The sequence below is a fragment of the Streptomyces sp. ADMS genome, from assembly GCF_033441795.1.
Classification (GTDB): Bacteria; Actinomycetota; Actinomycetes; order Streptomycetales; family Streptomycetaceae; genus Streptomyces.
Genome location: NZ_JAVFVX010000009.1, coordinates 1 through 19,321, shown reverse-complemented (window position 1 = coordinate 19,321; position 19,321 = coordinate 1). Strand labels below are relative to the sequence as shown.

Genomic DNA, 19,321 nt, shown 5'->3' with positions numbered 1-19,321 from the left:
CCGGGTCGCGGCCTGGAGGACACGTCTCGGCGTCGGCCCCACCCGGGAACCCGCCCTACCGCATCAGTCACGCGGTGCGGGGTGTCGCTGAGTACACCCCGCGACACGGGCTGGGGGGGGCCGGGCGCTTCGGCGGTCGGCCCCCGCCTTCCTTCCCCCCTCTGCTGCGGCTAGGCCATGCCCGCCGCGTCCATCAGTGGCGTCACCGTCGCCGTGGTCAGCCCGGCCAGCGAATCGATACGAACGCCGGCGCGGGCGCTCGCGCCGTCGAAGACGAGCATCAACTGCCGTTCCAGCAGCTCGGGTTCACGCGCGCCGCCCGCTTCCGCCTGGACACCGAACCATCCCTCAAGGCGCTGCTTGACCTCCTGGGCGACCCACACTCGCCGGGTGTCCGGGGTCCTTCAGTTCTACGAGCGCGGCGAGGTAGGGGCAGCCCCGGTAGCCGGGTTCCGCGGCGGCCTTCTCCAGCCGCCCGGACAGGGCAGGATCTGCTCGCGCGGAGTGCCGACGTCCTGCGGGCCGGGAATGAGCTGCGCCGCGTAACTCGCCGCGCGCCGGTCCAGGCCGGCCGCGAGAACCTCGTCCTTGCCCGCGAAGAGCTGGTACATCGACCGCTTGGAGACTCCGGCGGCCTTGCACAGCGCCTCGACTCCGAGGGAGACGCCGTCGCGGTAGAACAGCTCGGTCGCCGCATCGAGCAGCCGGTCGCGCGGGGACGCCTTGTCTGTGGTGGCCGTACGACGAGGTTTACCCTCCCCAGCGAGACGGGGAAACCGATCGGTATACCCGGGGTCCGCCTCCGCATTCCGCGAAATCAGGCGTGACACGAGCGGTGAACAAGCGCTTGGATATAGCATCGAGCCCGCTCAGGCCAGTGCTGGAGGCCCCGTTGTTCACATCCGTAGACGATGTCTCCGCACGCCTCGCCGAGACCGGGTACCTGGCCTCCCCCGCCGTCGCCACCACCGTCTTCCTGGCCGACCGCCTCGGCAAGCCGCTCCTGGTGGAGGGCCCGGCCGGCGTCGGCAAGACCGAGCTGGCCAAGGCCGTCGCCGAGACCGCCGGGGCCGAGCTGATCCGCCTCCAGTGCTACGAGGGCGTCGACGAGTCGAGGGCGCTGTACGAGTGGAACCACGCCAAACAGCTCCTGCGCATCAGCGCCGGCCGCGACGAGACGTGGGACGCGGCGCGCACGGACATCTTCAGCGAGGAGTTCCTGCTCCCCCGGCCCCTGCTGACCGCCATCCGCGGCGACCAGCCCAGGGTGCTGCTGATCGACGAGACCGACAAGGCGGACGTCGAGATGGAAGGCCTGCTCCTCGAAGTGCTCTCCGACTTCCAGGTCACGGTCCCCGAGCTGGGCACGATCACCGCGACCCGCCGCCCTTTCGTCGTCCTCACCTCCAACGCAGGCCGCGAGCTGTCCGAGGCCCTGCGCCGCCGCTGCCTCTTCCTCCACATCGGCTTCCCGGACGCCGAGCTGGAGCGCCGGATCGTACGGCTGAAGGTGCCGGAGCTCGACGCGGCGCTGGCCGGGTCGGTCGTACGGGTGGTGGGCGCACTGCGCGCCATGGACCTGCGGAAGGTGCCCTCGGTCGCCGAGACCATCGACTGGGCCCGCACCCTGCTGGCACTGGGGGCGGACGCGCTCGACGAGACGGTCGTACGGGACAGCCTCGGCGTTCTCCTCAAACACCAGGACGACGTCCTGAAGGCGAGCGCCAAGTTGGACCTGGACGCGATGTGAACGCGCGGTCGGCCCACGCCCGCGCGAGTGACGGGGCCGGCGTCGCGGAACGGCTGACGGGGCTGGTCGCGGCGCTGCGCTCACACGGTGTCCGGATCGGCACCGGGGAGACCGTGGACGCGGCACGGGCGGCGGCCGTACTCGGTTTCGCGGACCGGGAGTTGCTGCGCGAAGGGCTGGCAGCGACCCTGCTGCACGGCACGGACCAGCGCACGGTGTTCGACCCTGTCTTCGACCTGTACTTTCCCCGGGCCGTCGGAGCGCCCGGGACGGAACCAGCCGAGCGGGACGAGCTGCGCGACCGGCTCGCCGCCGCGTTGGCCGCGGACGACGAGGCGCTGCTTGCCCGGTTGGCCGCCGAGGCGGTCGACGGTTTCGGCGGTTACGGCTCCTCGCCGGGGTCGGACGGCTGGTCGTCGTACCAGACACTGGACCGGCTCCGGCCGCAGACACTGCTGGCCCGGGTACGGGCGAGCCTCCGGGAGGGGGCCGGGGAGACGGGGTTCGCCGACCGGCTCCTCGACGACGAGATCAGGCGGCGGATCGAGGAGTTCCGGCGGCTGGTCGGCGCGGAGGCGCGACGCCGGGTGGCCGAGCGTCGCGGCCGGGACGAAATCGCCCGGCGGGCGGTGGCGCCGACCGCCGACCGGGTCGACTTCCTGCTCGCCGGCCGCGCCCAACTGGCCGAACTGCGCAGGGCGGTGCATCCGCTGGCACGCAAACTCGCCACCCGGCTGGCAGCGCGCCGCCGCAAGGCCGCCCGCGGCTCGATCGACCTGCGGCGCACGGTACGCGCGTCGCTGTCGACGGGCGGTGTACCGATGCGGCCCGTGCTGCGCCGGCGCCGGCCCACCCGGCCCGAACTGGTGCTGCTGTGCGATGTGTCGGGCTCGGTGGCCGGTTTCTCCGACTTCACGATGCTGCTGGTGCAGGCCCTGCACGACCAGTTCAGCAAAGTCCGTGTGTTCGCCTTCGTCAATCGCGTCGACGAGGTGACCGGCCTGCTCGTGCACGGCGCCGCCGACCCGGAGGGGATGGGCGCCCGCATCCGCGCGGAGGCGACCCTGACGGGCTGGCACGGCAGCAGTGACTACGGCGTAGCCCTGGGCGAGTTCAGGGAGCGGTACGCCGACGCGGTCGGCCCGCGTACGACCGTGTTCGTGCTCGGTGACGCCCGCACGAACATGAGCGACCCGAATCTGCCCGCGGTACGGCACCTGGCCGAACGGGCCCGCCGCGTCTACTGGTTGAATCCCGAGGGACAGTCCCAGTGGGGCACGGGCGACTCGGCGGCGCCCGAGTACGCCGAGCTGGTGGAGATGCGCGAGTGCCGAAACGCCCGCCAACTCGGTGCCCTGATCACCCGGTTGCTGCCGGTGTGACGAGGAGATTCGCAGGACGGGGTCGGTCGAACCCCTAGGGGGCGAATACGGCTTTTCCCCGATACCCGCGTCCATGACTGTGCCCCTACGCTCGCGGGTAGCGGCGAATGCCGTACACGAGGGGGGACGGACGATGAAGGCAGTCACTCAGGACACGTACGGCTCGGCGGACGTGCTGAAGGTCATGGACATCGGCAAACCGGTGCCGACGGCGAAGCAGGTTCTGGTGCGGGTGCACGCCTCCTCGCTGAACGCCTACGACTGGCACCTCATGCACGGCGACCCGAAGCTGGCACGCGCGGTGTTCGGGCTGGCCAGGCCGAAGCTGAAGGTCCGGGGCCGGGACTTCGCCGGCCGGGTCGAGGCGGTCGGCAGCGAGATCGAGGGGCTCTCGCCCGGCGACGAGGTGTACGGCGAGGCGGACGGCTCCTTCGCGGAGTACGTGTGCGCGCCCGGGAAGTCGGTGGCCCGGAAACCGGCCGGCCTCACCTTCGAGCAGGCTGCCGCGATACCCCTGGCCGCGAACACCGCCCTCATCGGCCTGCGCGATCTGGCCCGGGTGCGGCCGGGCCAGACGGTGCTGATCAACGGCGCGTCGGGCGGCGTGGGCACGTTTGCCGTGCAGCTGGCCAAGGGGTACGGCGCGGAGGTGACCGCGGTGTGCCGCACGCGGAACGTGGAGATGGTCGCCTCACTCGGCGCGGACCACGTCATCGACTACACCCAGGAGGACTTCACCCTCGGCGGAAAACGGTACGACGTCGTACTCGACCTGGTCGGAAACCACTCCCTCGGCGCGTTCCGGCGCGTGACGACGCCCACCGGGACACTCCTGCTGTCCGGCGGCGGGGTGTACGAGGGCGGCAGCTTCGTCGGACCCATGGGACTGTTCATCAAGCGCAAGCTGCTGGCGCCGTTCGTCCGTCAGCGGCTTCTCGAACTCCCGGCGGTGGCGAGCCGGGAGAACCTCACGGCACTGTGCGAGCTGGCGGAGGCCGGGAAGATAACCCCGGTCATCGACCGAACGTATGTGCTGAGTGAGGTTCCCGACGCGATGCGGTACCTCGTGAAGGAACACGCGCGGGCGAAGGTCGTCATCACGGTCTGAGCGCCGGTCGGACGACTGGCGCCCGGACCGTCCGGCGGCCCAGCAGCCCCGGAAGGGTCAGCTTCCCGGTGCCTTCGCGTAGTCCTGTGCCATGCCTCCCGCGAAGTCGTAGACGATGACCTGTTCGTCGCCGACGACCCACGCGTCGTGCCCGGCGGGGCACACGAAGACATCGCCGGGACCCACTTCGCTCTCGCCGCCGTCATCCATACGGAGGTGCATCCGGCCCTGGGCGACGTAGCCGTTGTGGTGGATCTCGCAGCTGCTCGTGCCCACGATGGGCCCGACGGACTCGGACCAGCGCCAGCCCGGTTCGAAGGTTCCCACCGCGAAGTCGAGCCCGGTGAGATGTACGGCTTCGAGGTGACCCCTCGGGAAGTCACGCCGCTCGTCGGGCTTCTCGACCGTCTTGATCTCCAGCATGTCTGATGCCTCCCATCCCCCTCCATGGCTGTCGGATCCCCGCCCCTCCCATCGTCCGCCTGTCAAGCCGGGGCCGCCATCCGAGCGGCCTCCGGTGTCAGAGTTCGAAGGTCATGAAGCCGTCCTCCGCGTCCGGCTCCGGCGCTGTCACCGTGTAGCCGAAGCGGTCTTCGAGGGAGGCGACGTTCCAGGGCGCGGCACGGCCTCGGTAGTTGAAGACGATCTCCTTCCGGGCTCCGCCGTGCTGGAGAATCCGGGACATGGCGATGTCGTCGGGGTGGCCGTGCCGGGCACCGCTCGTGGAGATCAGATAGCGGTCGCAGTCGAGGAGGTCGAGCAGGTCGTTGGAGATGTTGTGGCCGCTGCCGTGATGGGCGACCTTCAGGACGTCGACGTGGAGCCGCCCGCCCGCCGCCTCGGCCCGGGGCCGTAGCGACTCGACGAGCCGGCGGTCGTCCGCGTCGCCGGTGAGGACGATCCGCCGGTCCTCGAACTCGAAGAGCAGCCCGATGCTGGTGACGTTCGAAGGCGAGGTGTCCGCCTTGAACGGTGTGGCGGCGAGCTGCGCCACGTTCACGGCGCCGCCGAAGTGCTCGAAGCCGGCTACGAGGGGCGGCTCGTCGGGGTCCCGGCCCGGGATCAGCCCGTTGGCGGCGCACTCCTTGACCCACACCGGGGCCAGCCGCTCCAGTTGCCGGCGGTCGGGCGAGAGCACCTCCATCGTGGACCCGTCGTCGAACCACCCGAGCCGGCGCCCGACCTCGGCACCGCGCCCGCCGAACGCGTCGTTCCAGGGCACCTTCTGTGCCAGCAGCGCGCTGGTGAGCTTCTCGCCGTCCTGCGCGCCGAACCCCTCGGTGTCGAGCAGGTGGTCGAAGCCGTTGAACCACACATCCCCGATCTCCACCGACCGCTCCGGATCGTCCAGCAGGGCGAGCACTCCGAGGATGTGGTCCTGGTCGACATGGGTGACGACCAGGACGTCGATCAGCCCGTCGAGCCCGGCGAGCACCGGTTTGATCAGCGGATACGTACCCGCGCGTCCGCCGTCGACGAGGATCCGCCGAACGAACGTGTCGTCGCCGTACTCCAGAAGCAGGCAGTCGCCGTCCTCGCCGGGCATCATCGTGAACCGGATCATCGCGGCCTCCTCAGCCGGGCCTCTCGCGCTACCGGGGCATCCCCCGCAGTCCGACGATCACGAACGGCTCGCGCATGTCCACGCGGTAGGACAGCAGACGGGCCTGGTCGAGGCGGGTGGCGCACTCCGGGTCGTCGGGGAACTCGGAGAGGCCGTGGATGAGGCGGCTCAGGCCCAGGGTGAAGACGGGGACGCCGCGGTCGAAGGCCTCGACGAGGGCGTCCCTGGCCGCGCCCAGCTCGGTCTCGGTGTGGGCCCGGCGCAGATGGCGCATGCCCCACAGCAGCGAGCCGTCGCTCAGCCAGGGGAACTCGCGGCGCAGATGGTCGAGCCAGGCGTCCCAGCGGTGCCGCCGATCGGTGAGCTCGCTGCCGACCAGGACATAGGCGCCGGCCACCGCGGCGAGGGGGTTCTCCATCTTGGCGTAGAGCAAGTCCTCGGCATCCTTGACCAGCGCCGCCGCCGTGTCGAAGGCGCCCCGGGTCATATAGCCGAGGGCGGGTCCCACCCTGCTGTCGCGGACGGTGACCGAGACGGTGCTGCCGGTCGGGCTCTGGCGCTCGTTGACCAGCACCTCGATCTGCGCGTCGCCCCAGGGCGCGGGAAGGGTGACGACGTACTCGGCGTCGGCCAGCGAGACGACCAGGAACTGCCGTCGGCCCGTGGGCCCTTGGATGGTGGACGCGCCCTGTTCGTCGACGGGTCCGTGCGGGCCGAAGCGGTAGAGGCGGGCGGCGGCGTCGCCCAGGTCGAGGCTGGGCACGGTGTGCGGAGCGGAGCGGGCCAGATGGAGGGCGATCGGTTCCGGCGAGGGGCCGTCGGTCAAGGCGAGCATCTCGGCGAAGTGCCAGCTCTGCGGCTTGGGATCGCCGACCCAGACCGCGTTCCCCGGCGGCACCAGCCCCCGCGTCTCCCACACCCCGGAGCGCGACCCCCGCGACCGGGGCACCGGAATCGTCGTCTCGTCGTGATAGGCGCCGTACGGCTCGATGTTGCCCATGAGGTACTGCCAGGAGTGCGACTCGTAGGGGGAGGGGGCGGTGCGCAGCGTCACCTGGGTGTCCCTGCCCTCGCTCGCCTCGGCGTCCTTGGACAGCACGACGCCGGAGGGCAGCGTGGCGGACACGATGTAGTGCCCGGGGTCGACCTCGTAGCGGACCGCCGGTGCCGAGGTCCCGCAGGGGAAGAGGACGCTCCGGTGGGCGCTGCCGGTGCCGTCGGCCGGGTGGATGTCGCCGACGACCTTCGCCCCGTCGGGCAGGTCGGACTCGTGGAGACTCAGCGCCACGGTGACGGCCAGGCCGGTACTCATGACGGCTTTCCCAGCTGCACGCGCCGGAACACCGGACGCACGGTGACCGGCTTGGTCCGCACCTCCTGGTCACCCAGGTGTGCCTCGAAGACGTAGTTGCCGAAGCCGAGTTCGATGGCCCACTCGCTCTCGGGGTCGTCCAGGTCGATGTCGACGGCCGCCCGGCGCAGCCGTTCCCGGCCGCCCTGTCCGTCCTCCCGGCACACGAACTCGGCCTCGGCGTTGTCCTGGGCCGGGTCGCAGCCGACGTACACCGGGACGACCGGCGTGCCGGGCAACTGGTGGAGGACGAAGACGGGCAGCTCGCCGACCGAGGGAACCTGGACGCCCGCGACGGCTCCGGCGAAGCGCGGCTGGTGCATGAAGTGGTCGATCGCCGTGAGGAGTTGGGAGGTGTTGACCCGCCAGTCGCCCTCGGGGTCGTCACTGGCCGCCCCGGCGAGGCTCCTGAGCAGGGCCTCCGTGAACAGGCTGACCTGTCCTGGCCGGCCGTGCGAGCGGTCGCCGGCCAGGGTGGCGTAGTACGGGATGTGGAAGCGCCGGGGCAGGTCCAGCGGGCGGGCCCCGGCGCCGAGCGGGGTGCGGCCGGCGAACCGGGTGCCCGAACTCTCGATCAGCACATCGGAGTTGGAGCGGCAGGCGTCGACGAAGAACACCTGCTGACTGGCCTTGCACCGCTTGAGCCCGTTCATCAGCCCGGCGAGGTCCAGTGCTCCGTTGAGGGGGTTGTGGTGGTCGGCGAAGATGTCGGCGGCGAGCAGCGCCATGTCCTCGCCCTGGGAGATGCCGTGCCCGCAGAAGTAGAAGAGAAGCCGGTTGTCGACGTGACTGTCGCCCCGGTCGTACCAGTCGGCGACCGCGGCGACGATGTTGTCGATGGTGGCGACCTCGACAGCGTGGCCGGTCCCCGTACGGGGGTCGGCGAACGGCGTCCGGTGCTCCTCGCTGAGCAGCAGGGCCACGCTGCCGAGCGGGCGTTCGGGGTCGTTGTACTCGGTGAGCAGCCAGGTGGCGAAGGCACGGGCCGAGACCGGGGGCGAGCTGAGCTGTCGCATCCCGTCCGGGTCGGCGACCGGTGCCTCGCCGCCGGCGAGGTGCGGGTATCTGCCGACTCCGACGACCAGCGCGTGGGTGCGCGGCGGGTCGGCCGCCTCTTCGAGATGGATCACTGAACCGGCCATGGATCCTCCGGAACACCGCGGTCCCCCGAGCATGCCCACAGGCAGCATTTCTCTTACTATATTTCTTAACACCCGTTATGTCCTGGTATGAGTCAGTGAACGCGAGGCCCGCCATGGCCAAGAACCTCGTCATCTGCCTGGACGGCACGGGCAACCAGTTGAGAGCGAAGGGCAACACGAACGTCGTGCGGCTCTACGAGATGCTGGACCTCTCCGATCCCACCGCGCAGATCGCGTACTACGACCCGGGGGTCGGTACCTTCTCGGCCGCGGGCGCCTGGACGGCCTTCGGCCGCCGGCTGTCGAAACTCTCCGGCCTCGCCCTGGGATCCGGGCTGAGGGTCAACCTCGCCGAGGCGTACACGTATCTGATGCGGCACTACGAACCGGGCGACCACATCTATGTGTTCGGCTTCAGCCGGGGCGCGTACACGGCCCGCGCGCTGACGGGCATGCTCAAGGCGATCGGTCTGATGCGGCCGGGTATGGAGAACCTCGTCCCGTACGCCGTGTCGGCCTACGCCAGGAACAAGACTTTCACCGACGAGGACTGGGATCAACTCCACCACTTCGCGGGCACGTTCAGCATCAAGGTGGAGGGCCGGACCGGCATCCCCGTCGAGTACCTGGGCCTCTGGGACTCCGTGAAGGCGGCCGGCGTCCTGCACTGGAACCTGCGCTGGCCGCACACCCGACGGGTCCCGAACGCCGGCCGGGTCCGGCACGCCGTGTCCATCGACGAGAAGCGCACGCCCTACCGCGAGTACCTGGTCACGCCGGGCGGGCAGCCGGCGCTCCCGGACGGGGTCGAGCAAATATGGTTCGCGGGAGTCCACTCGGATGTCGGCGGCACCTTCGAGGACGACCACCGTCTCGCGACCATCGCCCTCAAATGGGTCGTGGACGGCGCCCTGGCCCCCGACGGCAAGGGCCTCCTGCTGAAGCCCGGGGCGTATCGGCGCGAGGTGACGGTCGGTCCCATGTACGCGCTGGGCAAGGTGCACCGGATGGGCTGGGTCTGGGCCCTGCTGACCTACCGGCGACGACGGCTGCCCCGGCACGCCCGGGTGCACGCGAGCGTCCGCGCCCGCATGAACGAGTTCCAGGACTACGGATCACGCATCCCGAACACCGCGACCTGGGCGGACGAGGACTGGCTCACCGCCCGAGGATGACATCGAGGCGGTCCGCCACCCCCGGAGAGTGCTCCAACAGCGTTACGTGTCAGGTCAGTTCGAGTACGCCCCTGCGCACGGCTCCGACACCGCGGCCGCCCTGTTGTCGACCTTGAGCTTGCGGCAGGCGCGCACGAGATGCGTCCTGACCGTGGCCTCGCCGAGGAACAGCGTCTCGGCGATGGCCCGGTTGCTGAGCTTCTCGGCCATCAGCCGTACGACCTCGATCTCACGCCGGCTCAACTCGTGTGGCGGGCTGACCACTTGGCCGACGAGTACCCCGACGATCTCCGATGCCGGTCCCAACGCCCCGGCGGCGGCCCCGCGCACCGCGCGGAACGGTTCCTCGGGCGGCCCCGCCTTGAGCACATTGCCCCCGGTGCCCGCGTCCAACGCCCGCACGGCGTCGACCCCGTCCGGCACAGCTGGTCAGCATCGCCACCGCCCGTTCAGGAGGATCTCGTTCTGGTGGTCGGCGAACGTCATGCGGTAACCCTGTCGCTCAGGTCAGGCGGCCCGTGGCCGGGCGTGCAGGAGCAGGTGATCTGCGAGCATCTCCAGCGCCGCCCGGCTGTCGTCGGTGTTGCGGTCGACGAGCCAGATCATGTTGAGGCCGTCGATCGTCGACAGGACGTACCGCGCGAGCACCGGCACGGGCCGCGTCCACTCTATTCCGGCGTTGCCGGCGGCCAGTTCGAGCAGCGAGGCGAAGGCGCGCAGGAAGATCTCGTACTGCTTGCCGGCGACGTCCTCGAAACCGGGGTTGCGCAGCGCGTACTGGGTGAGCTCGTAACTGATCTGGTGCTCACCGGGGTTGGCCTCGAAGCCCTTCCAGAAGGCGTGCAGGCTGTCGAGGACGCTGTCGCGGATGTCCCTGTGCGGGGCGAACAGGCCGCGGACCCCGGCGACGTACCGCTCGGTGAGGGTCTCCGTGACGAGTTCGAGCAGTTGCGCCCTGGACTCGAAGCAGTAGTGGAAGGCCCCGAGGGTCATGCCCGCCTCGGTGACCACCGCGCGGGTGGTCGCCTTGGCGACGCCGTCGCGCGCCATGACCCGGATCGCCGCCTCGAGGAGCTCCGCCCTCCGGTCGCTCGCCGCCATGCGGGGCACGCGTTCTCCTCTCCGCACCGGTCTCACCTGTGGGTTCGCCCGTCAGGATAACCAACCGACCCGTGAGAAGTAAGTCAGTCGTCCTGGACGCTTGACTTACTTCTGCCGGGTGGGCCACCGTAGCGGAAACCGAACGCGGGTCGCGCGGTTCCCCGCGTCCCTTGCGGGGCGCGATCGCGCACCCGGTTTCGCCGGGACCGCTCAGCAGCCTCAGGAGGCAGGGATGCGACCGAGGGCCACAGTCGTCCTGGACGGATACGGCGTCCTGGAGTCGTTGCGCTGGCACGACGGCGCCCTGTGGTTCTGCGACCTCGCCCACGGGACGGTGCACCGCTGGGACACACGAGAAGAACCGGAGACGGTGGCGGAGGTCCCTGGCCGGGCGGGTGGCCTGGGCTGGCTGCCCGACGGGCGGATGCTGGTCGTCTCCATGGACGGCCGGTGTGTGTACCGGCGGGATCCGGACGGCTCCCTGGTCGTGCACGCCGACCTCAAGGACATCGCCGGAGGTCCCGTCAACGACATGTTCGTGGACCGGCGGGGCCGCGCCTACGTGGGCAACTTCGGCTTCGACTACCACGGCTTCGTCCGCAGGCAGCCCAACTCGATGCTGTACGCGCCGCCGGGACCGCCCAGGACACCCCTCGTCTGCCTCTCCCCCGAGGGTGAACTGCTCGGCCTGAGCGAGCCGTTGGTGTTCCCGAACGGCCTGTTCCTCCTCGACGACGCCACACTGCTCGTCGCCGAGACCCTCGCGATGCGGCTCACCGCGTTCCCCGTACTGCCCGACGGGCGACTGGGCCCGCCCCGCCCCTGGGCTCCGCTGATCCCGTCCGCCCTGTGGACGTCCCTCAACCATCCCGGACTCCTCGGCCGGATCACCCGGCGCGTCTCCGCCCTCCTCGACCACCAGGCGATCGCCGAACGCTCCACCAGTCCCATCGCCCCCGACGGCATCGCACCTGGCCGGGACGGCACGGCGTGGGTCGCCAACGCACTGCGCGGCGAGTGCGTCCGGGTCGGACCCGGCGGCGCGATCCTGGACCGCGTCTCCACCAGCCGGCGCGCCCTGAGCTGTCTGGTCGCCGGCCCCGACAGCAACACCCTGTACGCGGCCACCACGCTGACCGACGACCCGGAACGCGCTGCCCCGCTGGGCGGGTCGCGACTGGAGGCGTACGTGCTGCCGTCCTGACCACAGCCCTTGTCGACTCGGCCTATTCTCCCGGGAGTTCCCATGCACGGACATCGAACGGACAGCGCCTCGCCACCGCGCGCCGGCGCTCATGGCGGGAGTCCGCGGTGAGCGTCGTCCTGATCACCGGCGCCGCGAGCGGCATCGGTGCGGCGACCGCGCGCGAGGCGGTGCGCCGGGGCCACCGGGTCGCCCTCGCCGACATCGACCTGGCCGGGGCGACCCAGGTCGCCGGCCAACTAGGGCCCGCCGCCCGCGCGTTCGAGCTGGACATCCGGGACGAGACCGCGTGGGAGGCCGCCTTCGACGCCGTGGCCGATCAACTCGGCGCGGTGGACGTGCTCGTGAACAACGCGGGGATCATCCACACCGGCTACGCACGCCAGTTGTCGCCCGCCGAGCACCGCCACATGGTGGAGGTGAACCTGCTCGGCCCGATCACGGGCGTGCTGGCCGCCCTGCCCCGGATGCGCGCCCAGGGCCACGGGCACATCGTCACCGTGTGCAGCATGGCCTCGTTTCTGCCACTGCCCGGCTACACCACATACGGCGCGACCAAGCACGGGCTGCGCGCCTTCCACCACAGTGTGGCCATCGAGGAACGGGACGGGCCCGTGACGTTCAGCATCGTCCATCCGCCCGGCACCCGGACCCCCATGCTGGAGCAGGAGATGGCCGACCCCAGCGCCGTGATCACCTTCGCCGAGAAGCCGCTCACCCCCGAGAAGGTCGCCTCGGTGATCGTCGACGCCATCGTCAGGAAACCCGTCGAAGTCGTCCACCCCGCCATCGGCGGACGCGTCCAGCGGGTCGCCGGTGTGTTCCCCCGGCTGATGCGCTTCGTGATACCCAAGGTGGCGGCCATGGCCAGGCGCCGCAGTACGGGACTCGTCCCGGCCCCCGCGGCAGTACCCGAGCAAGGAGACACCAACCGATGACCGCCAACACCACTGCTCCCAGAGCCGGTTCGGCTCCGGCGACCCAGAGCCATTTCGACCGGCTGCGGGCGGCGACCACCGGCCTCGAACCACCTTTCGGCGTCATCGACCTCGACGCCTTCGATGCCAACGCCCTCGACCTGGAACGCCGTGCGGGCGGCAAGCCGATCAGGCTGGCCAGCAAGTCGCTGCGCTCCCGCGCCCTCATCCGGCGCGCCCTGGACCGCCCCGGATTCGACGGCATCCTCGGCTTCACTCTGCCCGAAGCCCTGTGGCTGGCCGAGGAGTTCGACGACATCGTCGTCGGCTACCCCACCGCCGACCGCGCGGCCCTGCGCCGACTGGCCGCCGACGAACGCCTCGCGTCCCGTATCACCCTGATGGTGGACTGCGTCGAGCATCTCGACCTGATCGACGCGGCGACCGGCCCTCGCGAGACCCGTGTCCGCGTCTGCCTGGAACTGGACGCGGCCCTGCGTCTGGCGGGCGGCCGTCTCCACCTGGGGCCGCGCAGGTCCCCGGTGTACACCCCGCAGGAGGCGGCGGCGTTCGCGCGCGAGATCGTGTCCCGCCCGGGCTTCGAGCTGACGGGCATCATGGGGTACGAGGGGCAGGTCGCCGGCCTGGGCGACAACCAGCCCGGCAACGCGGTCAAGCGGGCCGTGGTCCGGGCGATGCAGCGTTCCTCCGTCGAGGAGCTGAGTCACCGCCGGGAGGCCGCGGTCGCGGCCGTACGGGCCGTGACGCCGCTGCGATTCGTCAACGGCGGCGGTACGGGCAGCCTGGAGACCACGACACGCGAGGACTCCGTCACCGAACTCGCGGCGGGCTCCGGGCTGTACGGTCCGGGGCTGTTCGACTTCTACCGCGCCTTCCGGCCCGTCCCGGCGGCGTACTTCGTGCTGCCGGTCGTACGCCGTCCCTCGTCGTCGGTCGCGACACTCCTGGGCGGCGGCTGGGTGGCGTCCGGTCCGCTCGGCAAGGACCGGCTGCCCACGCTGGCCTGGCCTCCCGGACTGCGCGTCACCGCCACCGAGTCCTTCGGTGAGGTGCAGACCCCGCTGGTGGGCAAGGCCGCGAGCGTGCTGCGCGTCGGGGACCGGGTGTGGCTGCGGCACGCCAAGGCCGGTGAACTGTGCGAGCGGATCGGCGATCTGCACCTGGTCAGCGACGGCGCGGTGGTCGACACCGTGCCCACCTACCGCGGTGAGGGCCGCCACTTCCTGTGACCGCCACGACCATCACCGGCCGGACGGTCCTGATCGTCGGCGCCTCCTCCGGAATCGGGGCGGCGGTGGCCCGGCGGCTCGCCCCGGCGGGCAACCGGCTCGTCCTGACGGCCCGGCGCGCCCCCGAACTGGCCACCGTGGCCCAGGAGGTACGGGCCGCCGGCAGCGCCTGCCTCGACCTCGCCGCCGACGCCCTGGACCCGGATGCGGCGGCCGGGGTCGTCGCCGCATCCGTCGCCGAGTTCGGCACCGTCGACATCGCGCTGCTCAACGCCGGTCAGGGGCCGGACATGTCCATGGACCGGGTGAGTACGGCGGACGTCTCCCGGATCATGGCGCTGAACTACGACGTCGTGGTCAACTACCTCGTCCCGCTGATCCGGCAGCTGGGCGAGCAGCCGGCCGGCGGCCTGATCGCCCACACCAACTCCCTCGCGGGGCTGATGGGCATCCCCCGCCAGGGCCCGTACTCGGCGGCGAAGGCGGCCGTGCGCACGCTCATCGACGCCGCGCGCGTCGAACTGGCGCCCAGGAACATCCGGTTCACCTCGATCCACCCGGGCTTCGTGGGGACGGACCGGGTCGGCGCGGACGGCCTGCCCAAGCCCTTCCAGGTCAGCCAGGACCGCGCGGCCCGGTACGTCGTACGCGCCCTGGAGCGGGAACCGGCGCAGGCCTGTTTCCCCTGGCAGACAACGGCATTGGTCCGCACGCTGCGTGCCCTGCCGGCGCCGGTCTCCGACCGGGTGCTGCGACTGCTGGCCTCGCGGTAGCAGCCTCTTGCTCTTGACTGGTCGGCGATCCGTCACTCCGTCAGGGGCAGCGTGCCGAACGTGGAACCTGCCGGTGGCGTTCCGGCGTTCCGGGAACCATCAGCCGAGGTGAATTACCTTTCGCGGTGCGGACGGCGAGACGAGGCCGGGACCCTGCGGGGACGGGGGACCCGGGCCCGCTCCCCTGCGCGCGGGCCTGGCCTCGGACTAGGTTGTGCGCCATGAGCAACCTTGACCGCGCGCCCGTACCCAGCGTCTGTGGCGGCCGTGGATTCGTCGTCGCCGAACCCGTACGTGAACTGCTGAGTCCCCGGCGCGTAAAGCTCGGGGAGGGCACCGAGGTACGCCGGCTGCTGCCGAACCTCGGTCGGCGCATGATCGGCGCGTGGGCCTTCGTCGATCACTACGGGCCGGACGACATCGCCGACGAGCCCGGCATGCAGGTACCGCCGCACCCTCACATGGGTCTCCAGACGGTGAGCTGGCTGCACGAGGGCGAGGTGCTGCACCGCGACTCGACCGGCAGCCTCCAGACGGTCCGCCCGCGCGAACTGGGCCTCATGACCTCCGGCCGGGCGATCAGTCACTCCGAGGAAAGCCCCAGGTCCCACGCGCGGTTCCTGCACGGGGCCCAGTTGTGGGTGGCCCTGCCGGACGAGCACCGCCACACCGACCCCCACTTCGAGCACCACGCCGGCCTGCCCACGGTCACCGCGGCCGGCGTGACGGCGACCGTCGTCCTCGGCGCCCTCGACGGCGCGATCTCTCCCGGCACGACGCACACCCCGCTCGTCGGCGCCGACCTGACGCTCGCCGCCGACGCCACCGTACGCCTGCCGCTCGTGCCCGACTTCGAGTACGGAGTACTGGCGATGTCCGGGGAGGTGCATGTCGACGGGGTGCCGGTACTGCCGGGCTCGATGCTCTACCTCGGCTGCGGCCGCGCCGAACTCCCGCTGCGCGCCGCCTCCGACGCGAGCCTGATGCTTCTGGGCGGTGAGCCGTTCGAGGAGGAGCTGATCATGTGGTGGAACTTCGTCGGGCGTACTCAGGACGATATCAAACAGGCTCGCGAGGACTGGATGAGCGGGTCGAGATTTGGGGAAGTAAAGGGTTACGAGGGAGCGCCTCTCCCTGCCCCCGAGCTGCCGCCAACACCCCTGAAGCCGCGAGGTCGAGTGCGCTGAACTGGCCCCTTTCAACACGCCAGCCATATCACCGGGTGCGGTGAAACACGCCCTGCCCGGTTCACTCAGACCACATGAGCAAACAACCTTCACACCCTTCGTTCCGCTCCACCCCGAAGTGCAGGTTTCGCCAGCAGTAGCCAGCCTTGCTCGGCCTGATGCTGACCCAATGCTGACTTTACTGACAGGTGATCAGGTCTCCGGGGAGGGTTCCGCTCGCGCTTCTCGCGCCACACTCACCTCCGCAACCTCGGACGCGCACCGCGAGTCGTCGGCGGACTACTCCCCCTACGGCGAGCGAGATCCCTCATCCCCTCCAGAATCATGCTGACCGCAACCCCGGTTATGGGGTCTCCACAAACAGAGCGCGTGACGCAACGTGGCCCCGTGGCACCGGGCAACCTGTAGTTCGTCGAGGCCAGTGCCGACATCGCGCGCAGCGTCCGCACATGCTCTGAGCAAGGCTTCCCACCCCGCACGCCCAGCTGCGCCCCACAGCCAGCACGGCATGCCGTGTAGCCCCGAACCTTTGCCGCCTCGTCCGACAACAAGCCCCCATTCGCTCCAAAATGCGCAACGCCAGCAGGCCGATCGCCTCAGACGCCGACATGTACGTCAAGTACAAGGAGACGGCGCGCGGGGGCCTCGCGGTGAACATCATCGAGTGCTGAGGAAATAGGCCCTGACCAGCGCGTTCTTATCTTTCAGCGCTGTCAGGGCCTTCCCTGCTTACGCGGCGGAAAGTCCCCGAAAAGTCCCTGGGACAGGCTTGAAAGTCCCCGAAAAGTCCCCAGCTTGTCCCCGGATCGGCGATGACTTCCAAGGCGCGTGGGCAGCGCGTTCCCGAGTCACTTCCTGCCCGTTCGTGCTCCTTGCCGCCTCGCCCGAGCGCGGCGCGCGTCCACTCGGGACCGCTAGCTTCCGCGCCGTGGCCGACGCGATCACCTTCCTCGCGACGGCCAGACCGACGGCCATGACGCCGACCCGATCAAGGGCCCGCGCGAAATCTTTGCGTCCGACGTTTTAAACCGCTGTAGCTAGGGGATCGAGAGTGCTGTAAGCGTCTACAGCACTCTCGATCTAAGGGGTACAGCACTATGCATCGCCTCCAGCCCGTCGGGAACGGCCTGCACACCGACCACCCCGTGCCCGGTCTGCCAATGGTGGACGACACACACATCCCCATCGAAGATCCTGCCGCTGTCGAGGCCATCGGCCGCCATGAAGAGGGCGGCACCTGGGGCCGCTGGGACAGGGACCGAACCGCGGAAGGTGCGTGGCTGGCTTTCACCACCGATTCGATCCGCCATGACCTGGCCTGGGTCGTCCGCCACCATCCCGAGCACGGCCGCACGGTCCTCGTAGTGCGTGACGAGGACGCCTCCCCCTGGCACAGCAACTGGTGGGGCCCGCAGCTCCTGTTTCGCCAGGGCGGCTATTGGTGGGACGGAACCAGCTGGTATCGGCCCGAGCAGGTCTGGGACGCCGCCGGCGAGCGCTACGACCGGCGCCCGGTCAAAGCCGCCACCACCATCACCGCCAAGGACCTCTTGGACGACAACGCCCATCCCGCCGGAGGGCGCATCCTGAAGGTGGCCAACCTCGATTTCGACGCCCCTCTCCCCGATCAGTGGAACGACCATCTGGCCTTGTGGGCCTCACGCCGCCCCCACGACGCGCTGCCGCTGTCCCGATGCGTGGTGCGCATGACCGCGCCCGAACTCGCTGCGGATCAGCTCATCGGCGTGCCCGAGATGGCCGAGATCGGCGGCATCGCCGCGTCCACTCTGCGCGCGTACATCTCCCGCGGCGAAAGCGACGTCCCTCCACCTCAGGCCACCATGAACGGCCGTAACCTCTGGGCCCGCCCAGTGGCCCACGACTGGGCTGAGCAACGCCACCGTTCACCCGAGAGCGCCGCTGCCACACTCAGCTCCAGTGACGACACCGGTCTACCCGTGGGTGCCGCTGAAATGCGTCAGCGATTGGCTCGCCGGTTCTTCGGTGTCCTGTGGGAGCGGCCCGACTGGCGCAAGCGTTGGGCCATGCGCCATCGCAACGAAGCCGCGGTTCAGGAGGTCGCCGACGAGCTCGCCTGGAGCGTCGCCGCCGACACCGACAGCATCATCAACCCCTACGACCTGGCTGCCACCATCAGGCACGCCATCCTCGACGAGTTCGCCTGCGGCCAGGAACTAGATAAGGCCACCAGCAGTATGGATTCGTCCTTCTACGGCATCGCGAAACCCGTCACGAAGACGTTGGACTGGCTTATCGGGCACCATCCTCAAGCCGCTCACCACGTCATTGGCGAGATCATCGGAGATGCCGAGCGTCGGCTGGACATTCCACGTGACGTCAGCGCCGACTCCATCCGCACAGCCCTCGGCTTGGACAGCCGGCTGCCTCGCCAGGCACGACTCGACTTCCTTGAGCGAGCACTCCCACCGAAGCCCGGCCGCTGACAGCGAGTTGGCTCCACGGCTGCGATAACCGCGCCCCCAGCAAACGGCCAAAGCGCTGACGAGGAGGCCGAAAACGCGGCCCCACAGATACCCAGCCCGGTGCGCGGCCGGTTTACGACCAGTGCCGAGTCTGCTCCATACCCCGTTGTCAGTGGTCGTCGCTACCGTGGTTCTCACGGCCTTTCACAGAGAAAAGGTGGTATTGGGTGGCCAACATCGTCTGGCACACGAAGTTCCAGATCTCGCTCGACCTGACCATGGACGACCTCGATCATCCGGAATTTCCTGAACTGTGGGAGACGATCTACAAGACAGACCGGTACTACGGGCACCGAGGCGTACCAGTGCACCAGCGGGACCTTCAGTGTGGAGGTGTATGCCGGGACGCAGGAGTGGAAGCCTGGATGCATCTGCGTTTGCGCGCCAACGGGCGCCGTGAAGCAGTTCACGAAAGACGTGAAGACGAAGCCCGCCACACCGTCCCGATGAGCGACGAGCACAAGGCCTATCAGGAGCGGATCCTGCGCGCCGCCGAGGAGGGCGGCTTCCACAGCGACAGCGAAGTACGCACCCGCGCGGGCCGCAGCTGGATACAGACCGACACTCTCGTCGAAGGAGCTGACGGCCGCCGCATCGGCTGGGAAGTCCAACTGTCCTCAGTCGGCAGTGAAGGACTTCGCGGTGTCCGCGCCCGCGCAGCCAAGGCAGAAAAGAACGGGATCACTCCCGCCTGGCACACGGACCGCTCCGACTACGCCCAGCGGCGTGACGCCCACTGGACCCGCAGCAACAGTCTCCCCGCTTACGTCATCGCCAAGACCGGCGACCTCCGCGTCATTTCCGGCTTCCGAAAGCTGGACTTCTGGCGCTGCGATGTCCACGCCGTCCACCCTTGCCCCAATGAGAGGTGTGCAAGCTGAAGTTGCTGGTCACGGGGCTGGTGTGCGTGGGC

17 protein-coding genes and 1 pseudogene are annotated in these 19,321 nt (G+C 69.9%); 11 read left to right on the top strand and 7 right to left on the bottom strand.

Features of this window, described 5'->3' with window-relative positions; genetic code table 11:
- Positions 1-170: 170 nt before the first annotated feature.
- Positions 171-704 (bottom strand): annotated as a pseudogene (locus RB628_RS06155) (TetR/AcrR family transcriptional regulator).
- A gap of 188 nt (positions 705-892) precedes the next feature.
- On the opposite strand from RB628_RS06155, the gene RB628_RS06150 reads away from it, so the two are divergent.
- The 3 genes from RB628_RS06150 (at position 893) to RB628_RS06140 (ending at position 4,240) form a co-directional block, all read left to right on the top strand.
- Positions 893-1,750 (top strand): MoxR family ATPase, encoded by an 858-nt coding sequence (locus RB628_RS06150; protein ID WP_318319258.1) that lies wholly within the window; start codon positions 893-895, stop codon positions 1,748-1,750.
- Positions 1,747-3,132 (top strand): vWA domain-containing protein, encoded by a 1,386-nt coding sequence (locus tag RB628_RS06145; protein WP_318319257.1) that lies wholly within the window; start codon positions 1,747-1,749, stop codon positions 3,130-3,132. Before RB628_RS06150 ends, RB628_RS06145 begins: the two co-directional genes overlap by 4 nt.
- A gap of 133 nt (positions 3,133-3,265) precedes the next feature.
- Positions 3,266-4,240: an NAD(P)-dependent alcohol dehydrogenase gene (locus tag RB628_RS06140; RefSeq protein ID WP_318319256.1), complete on the top strand. Its 975-nt coding sequence runs from the start codon at positions 3,266-3,268 to the stop codon at positions 4,238-4,240.
- A gap of 57 nt (positions 4,241-4,297) precedes the next feature.
- Here the strand turns inward: RB628_RS06140 and RB628_RS06135 are convergent, their stop codons facing one another.
- The 4 genes from RB628_RS06135 to RB628_RS06120 all read right to left on the bottom strand — a co-directional run bounded on the left by RB628_RS06135 (position 4,298) and on the right by RB628_RS06120 (position 8,297).
- Positions 4,298-4,663, bottom strand: a complete 366-nt coding sequence (locus RB628_RS06135; protein WP_318319255.1) for a cupin domain-containing protein — start codon at positions 4,661-4,663, stop codon at positions 4,298-4,300.
- 97 nt (positions 4,664-4,760) lie between these two features.
- Entirely contained in the window at positions 4,761-5,804 is a 1,044-nt protein-coding gene (locus RB628_RS06130; protein ID WP_318319254.1) for a hypothetical protein, read from the bottom strand.
- Positions 5,805-5,832: 28 nt separating this feature from the next.
- Positions 5,833-7,116, bottom strand: a complete 1,284-nt coding sequence (locus RB628_RS06125; protein WP_318319253.1) for a hypothetical protein — start codon at positions 7,114-7,116, stop codon at positions 5,833-5,835.
- Positions 7,113-8,297 (bottom strand): caspase family protein, encoded by a 1,185-nt coding sequence (locus RB628_RS06120; RefSeq protein WP_318319252.1) that lies wholly within the window; start codon positions 8,295-8,297, stop codon positions 7,113-7,115. The genes RB628_RS06125 and RB628_RS06120 overlap by 4 nt, the downstream gene beginning before the upstream one ends.
- A gap of 95 nt (positions 8,298-8,392) precedes the next feature.
- On the opposite strand from RB628_RS06120, the gene RB628_RS06115 reads away from it, so the two are divergent.
- On the top strand, positions 8,393-9,472 hold the full coding sequence (locus RB628_RS06115; RefSeq protein ID WP_318319251.1) for a DUF2235 domain-containing protein: 1,080 nt from the start codon (positions 8,393-8,395) through the stop codon (positions 9,470-9,472).
- Positions 9,473-9,526: 54 nt separating this feature from the next.
- On the opposite strand, the gene RB628_RS06110 is transcribed toward RB628_RS06115, so the two are convergent.
- Together RB628_RS06110 and RB628_RS06105 are read right to left on the bottom strand one after the other, a co-directional pair.
- A complete protein-coding gene (locus RB628_RS06110; RefSeq protein ID WP_318319250.1) occupies positions 9,527-9,895 on the bottom strand; it encodes a LuxR C-terminal-related transcriptional regulator in 369 nt (122 codons plus the stop codon).
- A gap of 84 nt (positions 9,896-9,979) precedes the next feature.
- Entirely contained in the window at positions 9,980-10,573 is a 594-nt protein-coding gene (locus RB628_RS06105) for a TetR/AcrR family transcriptional regulator (protein WP_318319339.1), read from the bottom strand.
- Between the two features lie 232 nt (positions 10,574-10,805).
- Here RB628_RS06105 and RB628_RS06100 point away from each other — a divergent pair, with 232 nt between their 5' ends.
- From RB628_RS06100 to RB628_RS06070, 7 genes are all read left to right on the top strand, one after another.
- Positions 10,806-11,777 (top strand): SMP-30/gluconolactonase/LRE family protein, encoded by a 972-nt coding sequence (locus RB628_RS06100; protein WP_318319249.1) that lies wholly within the window; start codon positions 10,806-10,808, stop codon positions 11,775-11,777.
- Positions 11,778-11,884: 107 nt separating this feature from the next.
- On the top strand, positions 11,885-12,715 hold the full coding sequence (locus tag RB628_RS06095; protein ID WP_318319248.1) for an SDR family oxidoreductase: 831 nt from the start codon (positions 11,885-11,887) through the stop codon (positions 12,713-12,715).
- Positions 12,712-13,944: an amino acid deaminase/aldolase gene (locus RB628_RS06090; protein ID WP_318319247.1), complete on the top strand. Its 1,233-nt coding sequence runs from the start codon at positions 12,712-12,714 to the stop codon at positions 13,942-13,944. The genes RB628_RS06095 and RB628_RS06090 overlap by 4 nt, the downstream gene beginning before the upstream one ends.
- Entirely contained in the window at positions 13,941-14,717 is a 777-nt protein-coding gene (locus RB628_RS06085) for an SDR family NAD(P)-dependent oxidoreductase (RefSeq protein WP_318319246.1), read from the top strand. The genes RB628_RS06090 and RB628_RS06085 overlap by 4 nt, the downstream gene beginning before the upstream one ends.
- Positions 14,718-14,938: 221 nt before the next feature.
- The gene (locus RB628_RS06080) at positions 14,939-15,904 is read left to right on the top strand and encodes a pirin family protein (protein ID WP_318319245.1); all 966 of its coding nucleotides are present in this window, start codon (positions 14,939-14,941) and stop codon (positions 15,902-15,904) included.
- 1,160 nt (positions 15,905-17,064) lie between these two features.
- Entirely contained in the window at positions 17,065-18,369 is a 1,305-nt protein-coding gene (locus tag RB628_RS06075) for a hypothetical protein (RefSeq protein ID WP_318319244.1), read from the top strand.
- Positions 18,370-18,575: 206 nt separating this feature from the next.
- On the top strand, positions 18,576-19,289 hold the full coding sequence (locus tag RB628_RS06070; protein ID WP_318319243.1) for a hypothetical protein: 714 nt from the start codon (positions 18,576-18,578) through the stop codon (positions 19,287-19,289).
- Positions 19,290-19,321: the final 32 nt, after the last annotated feature.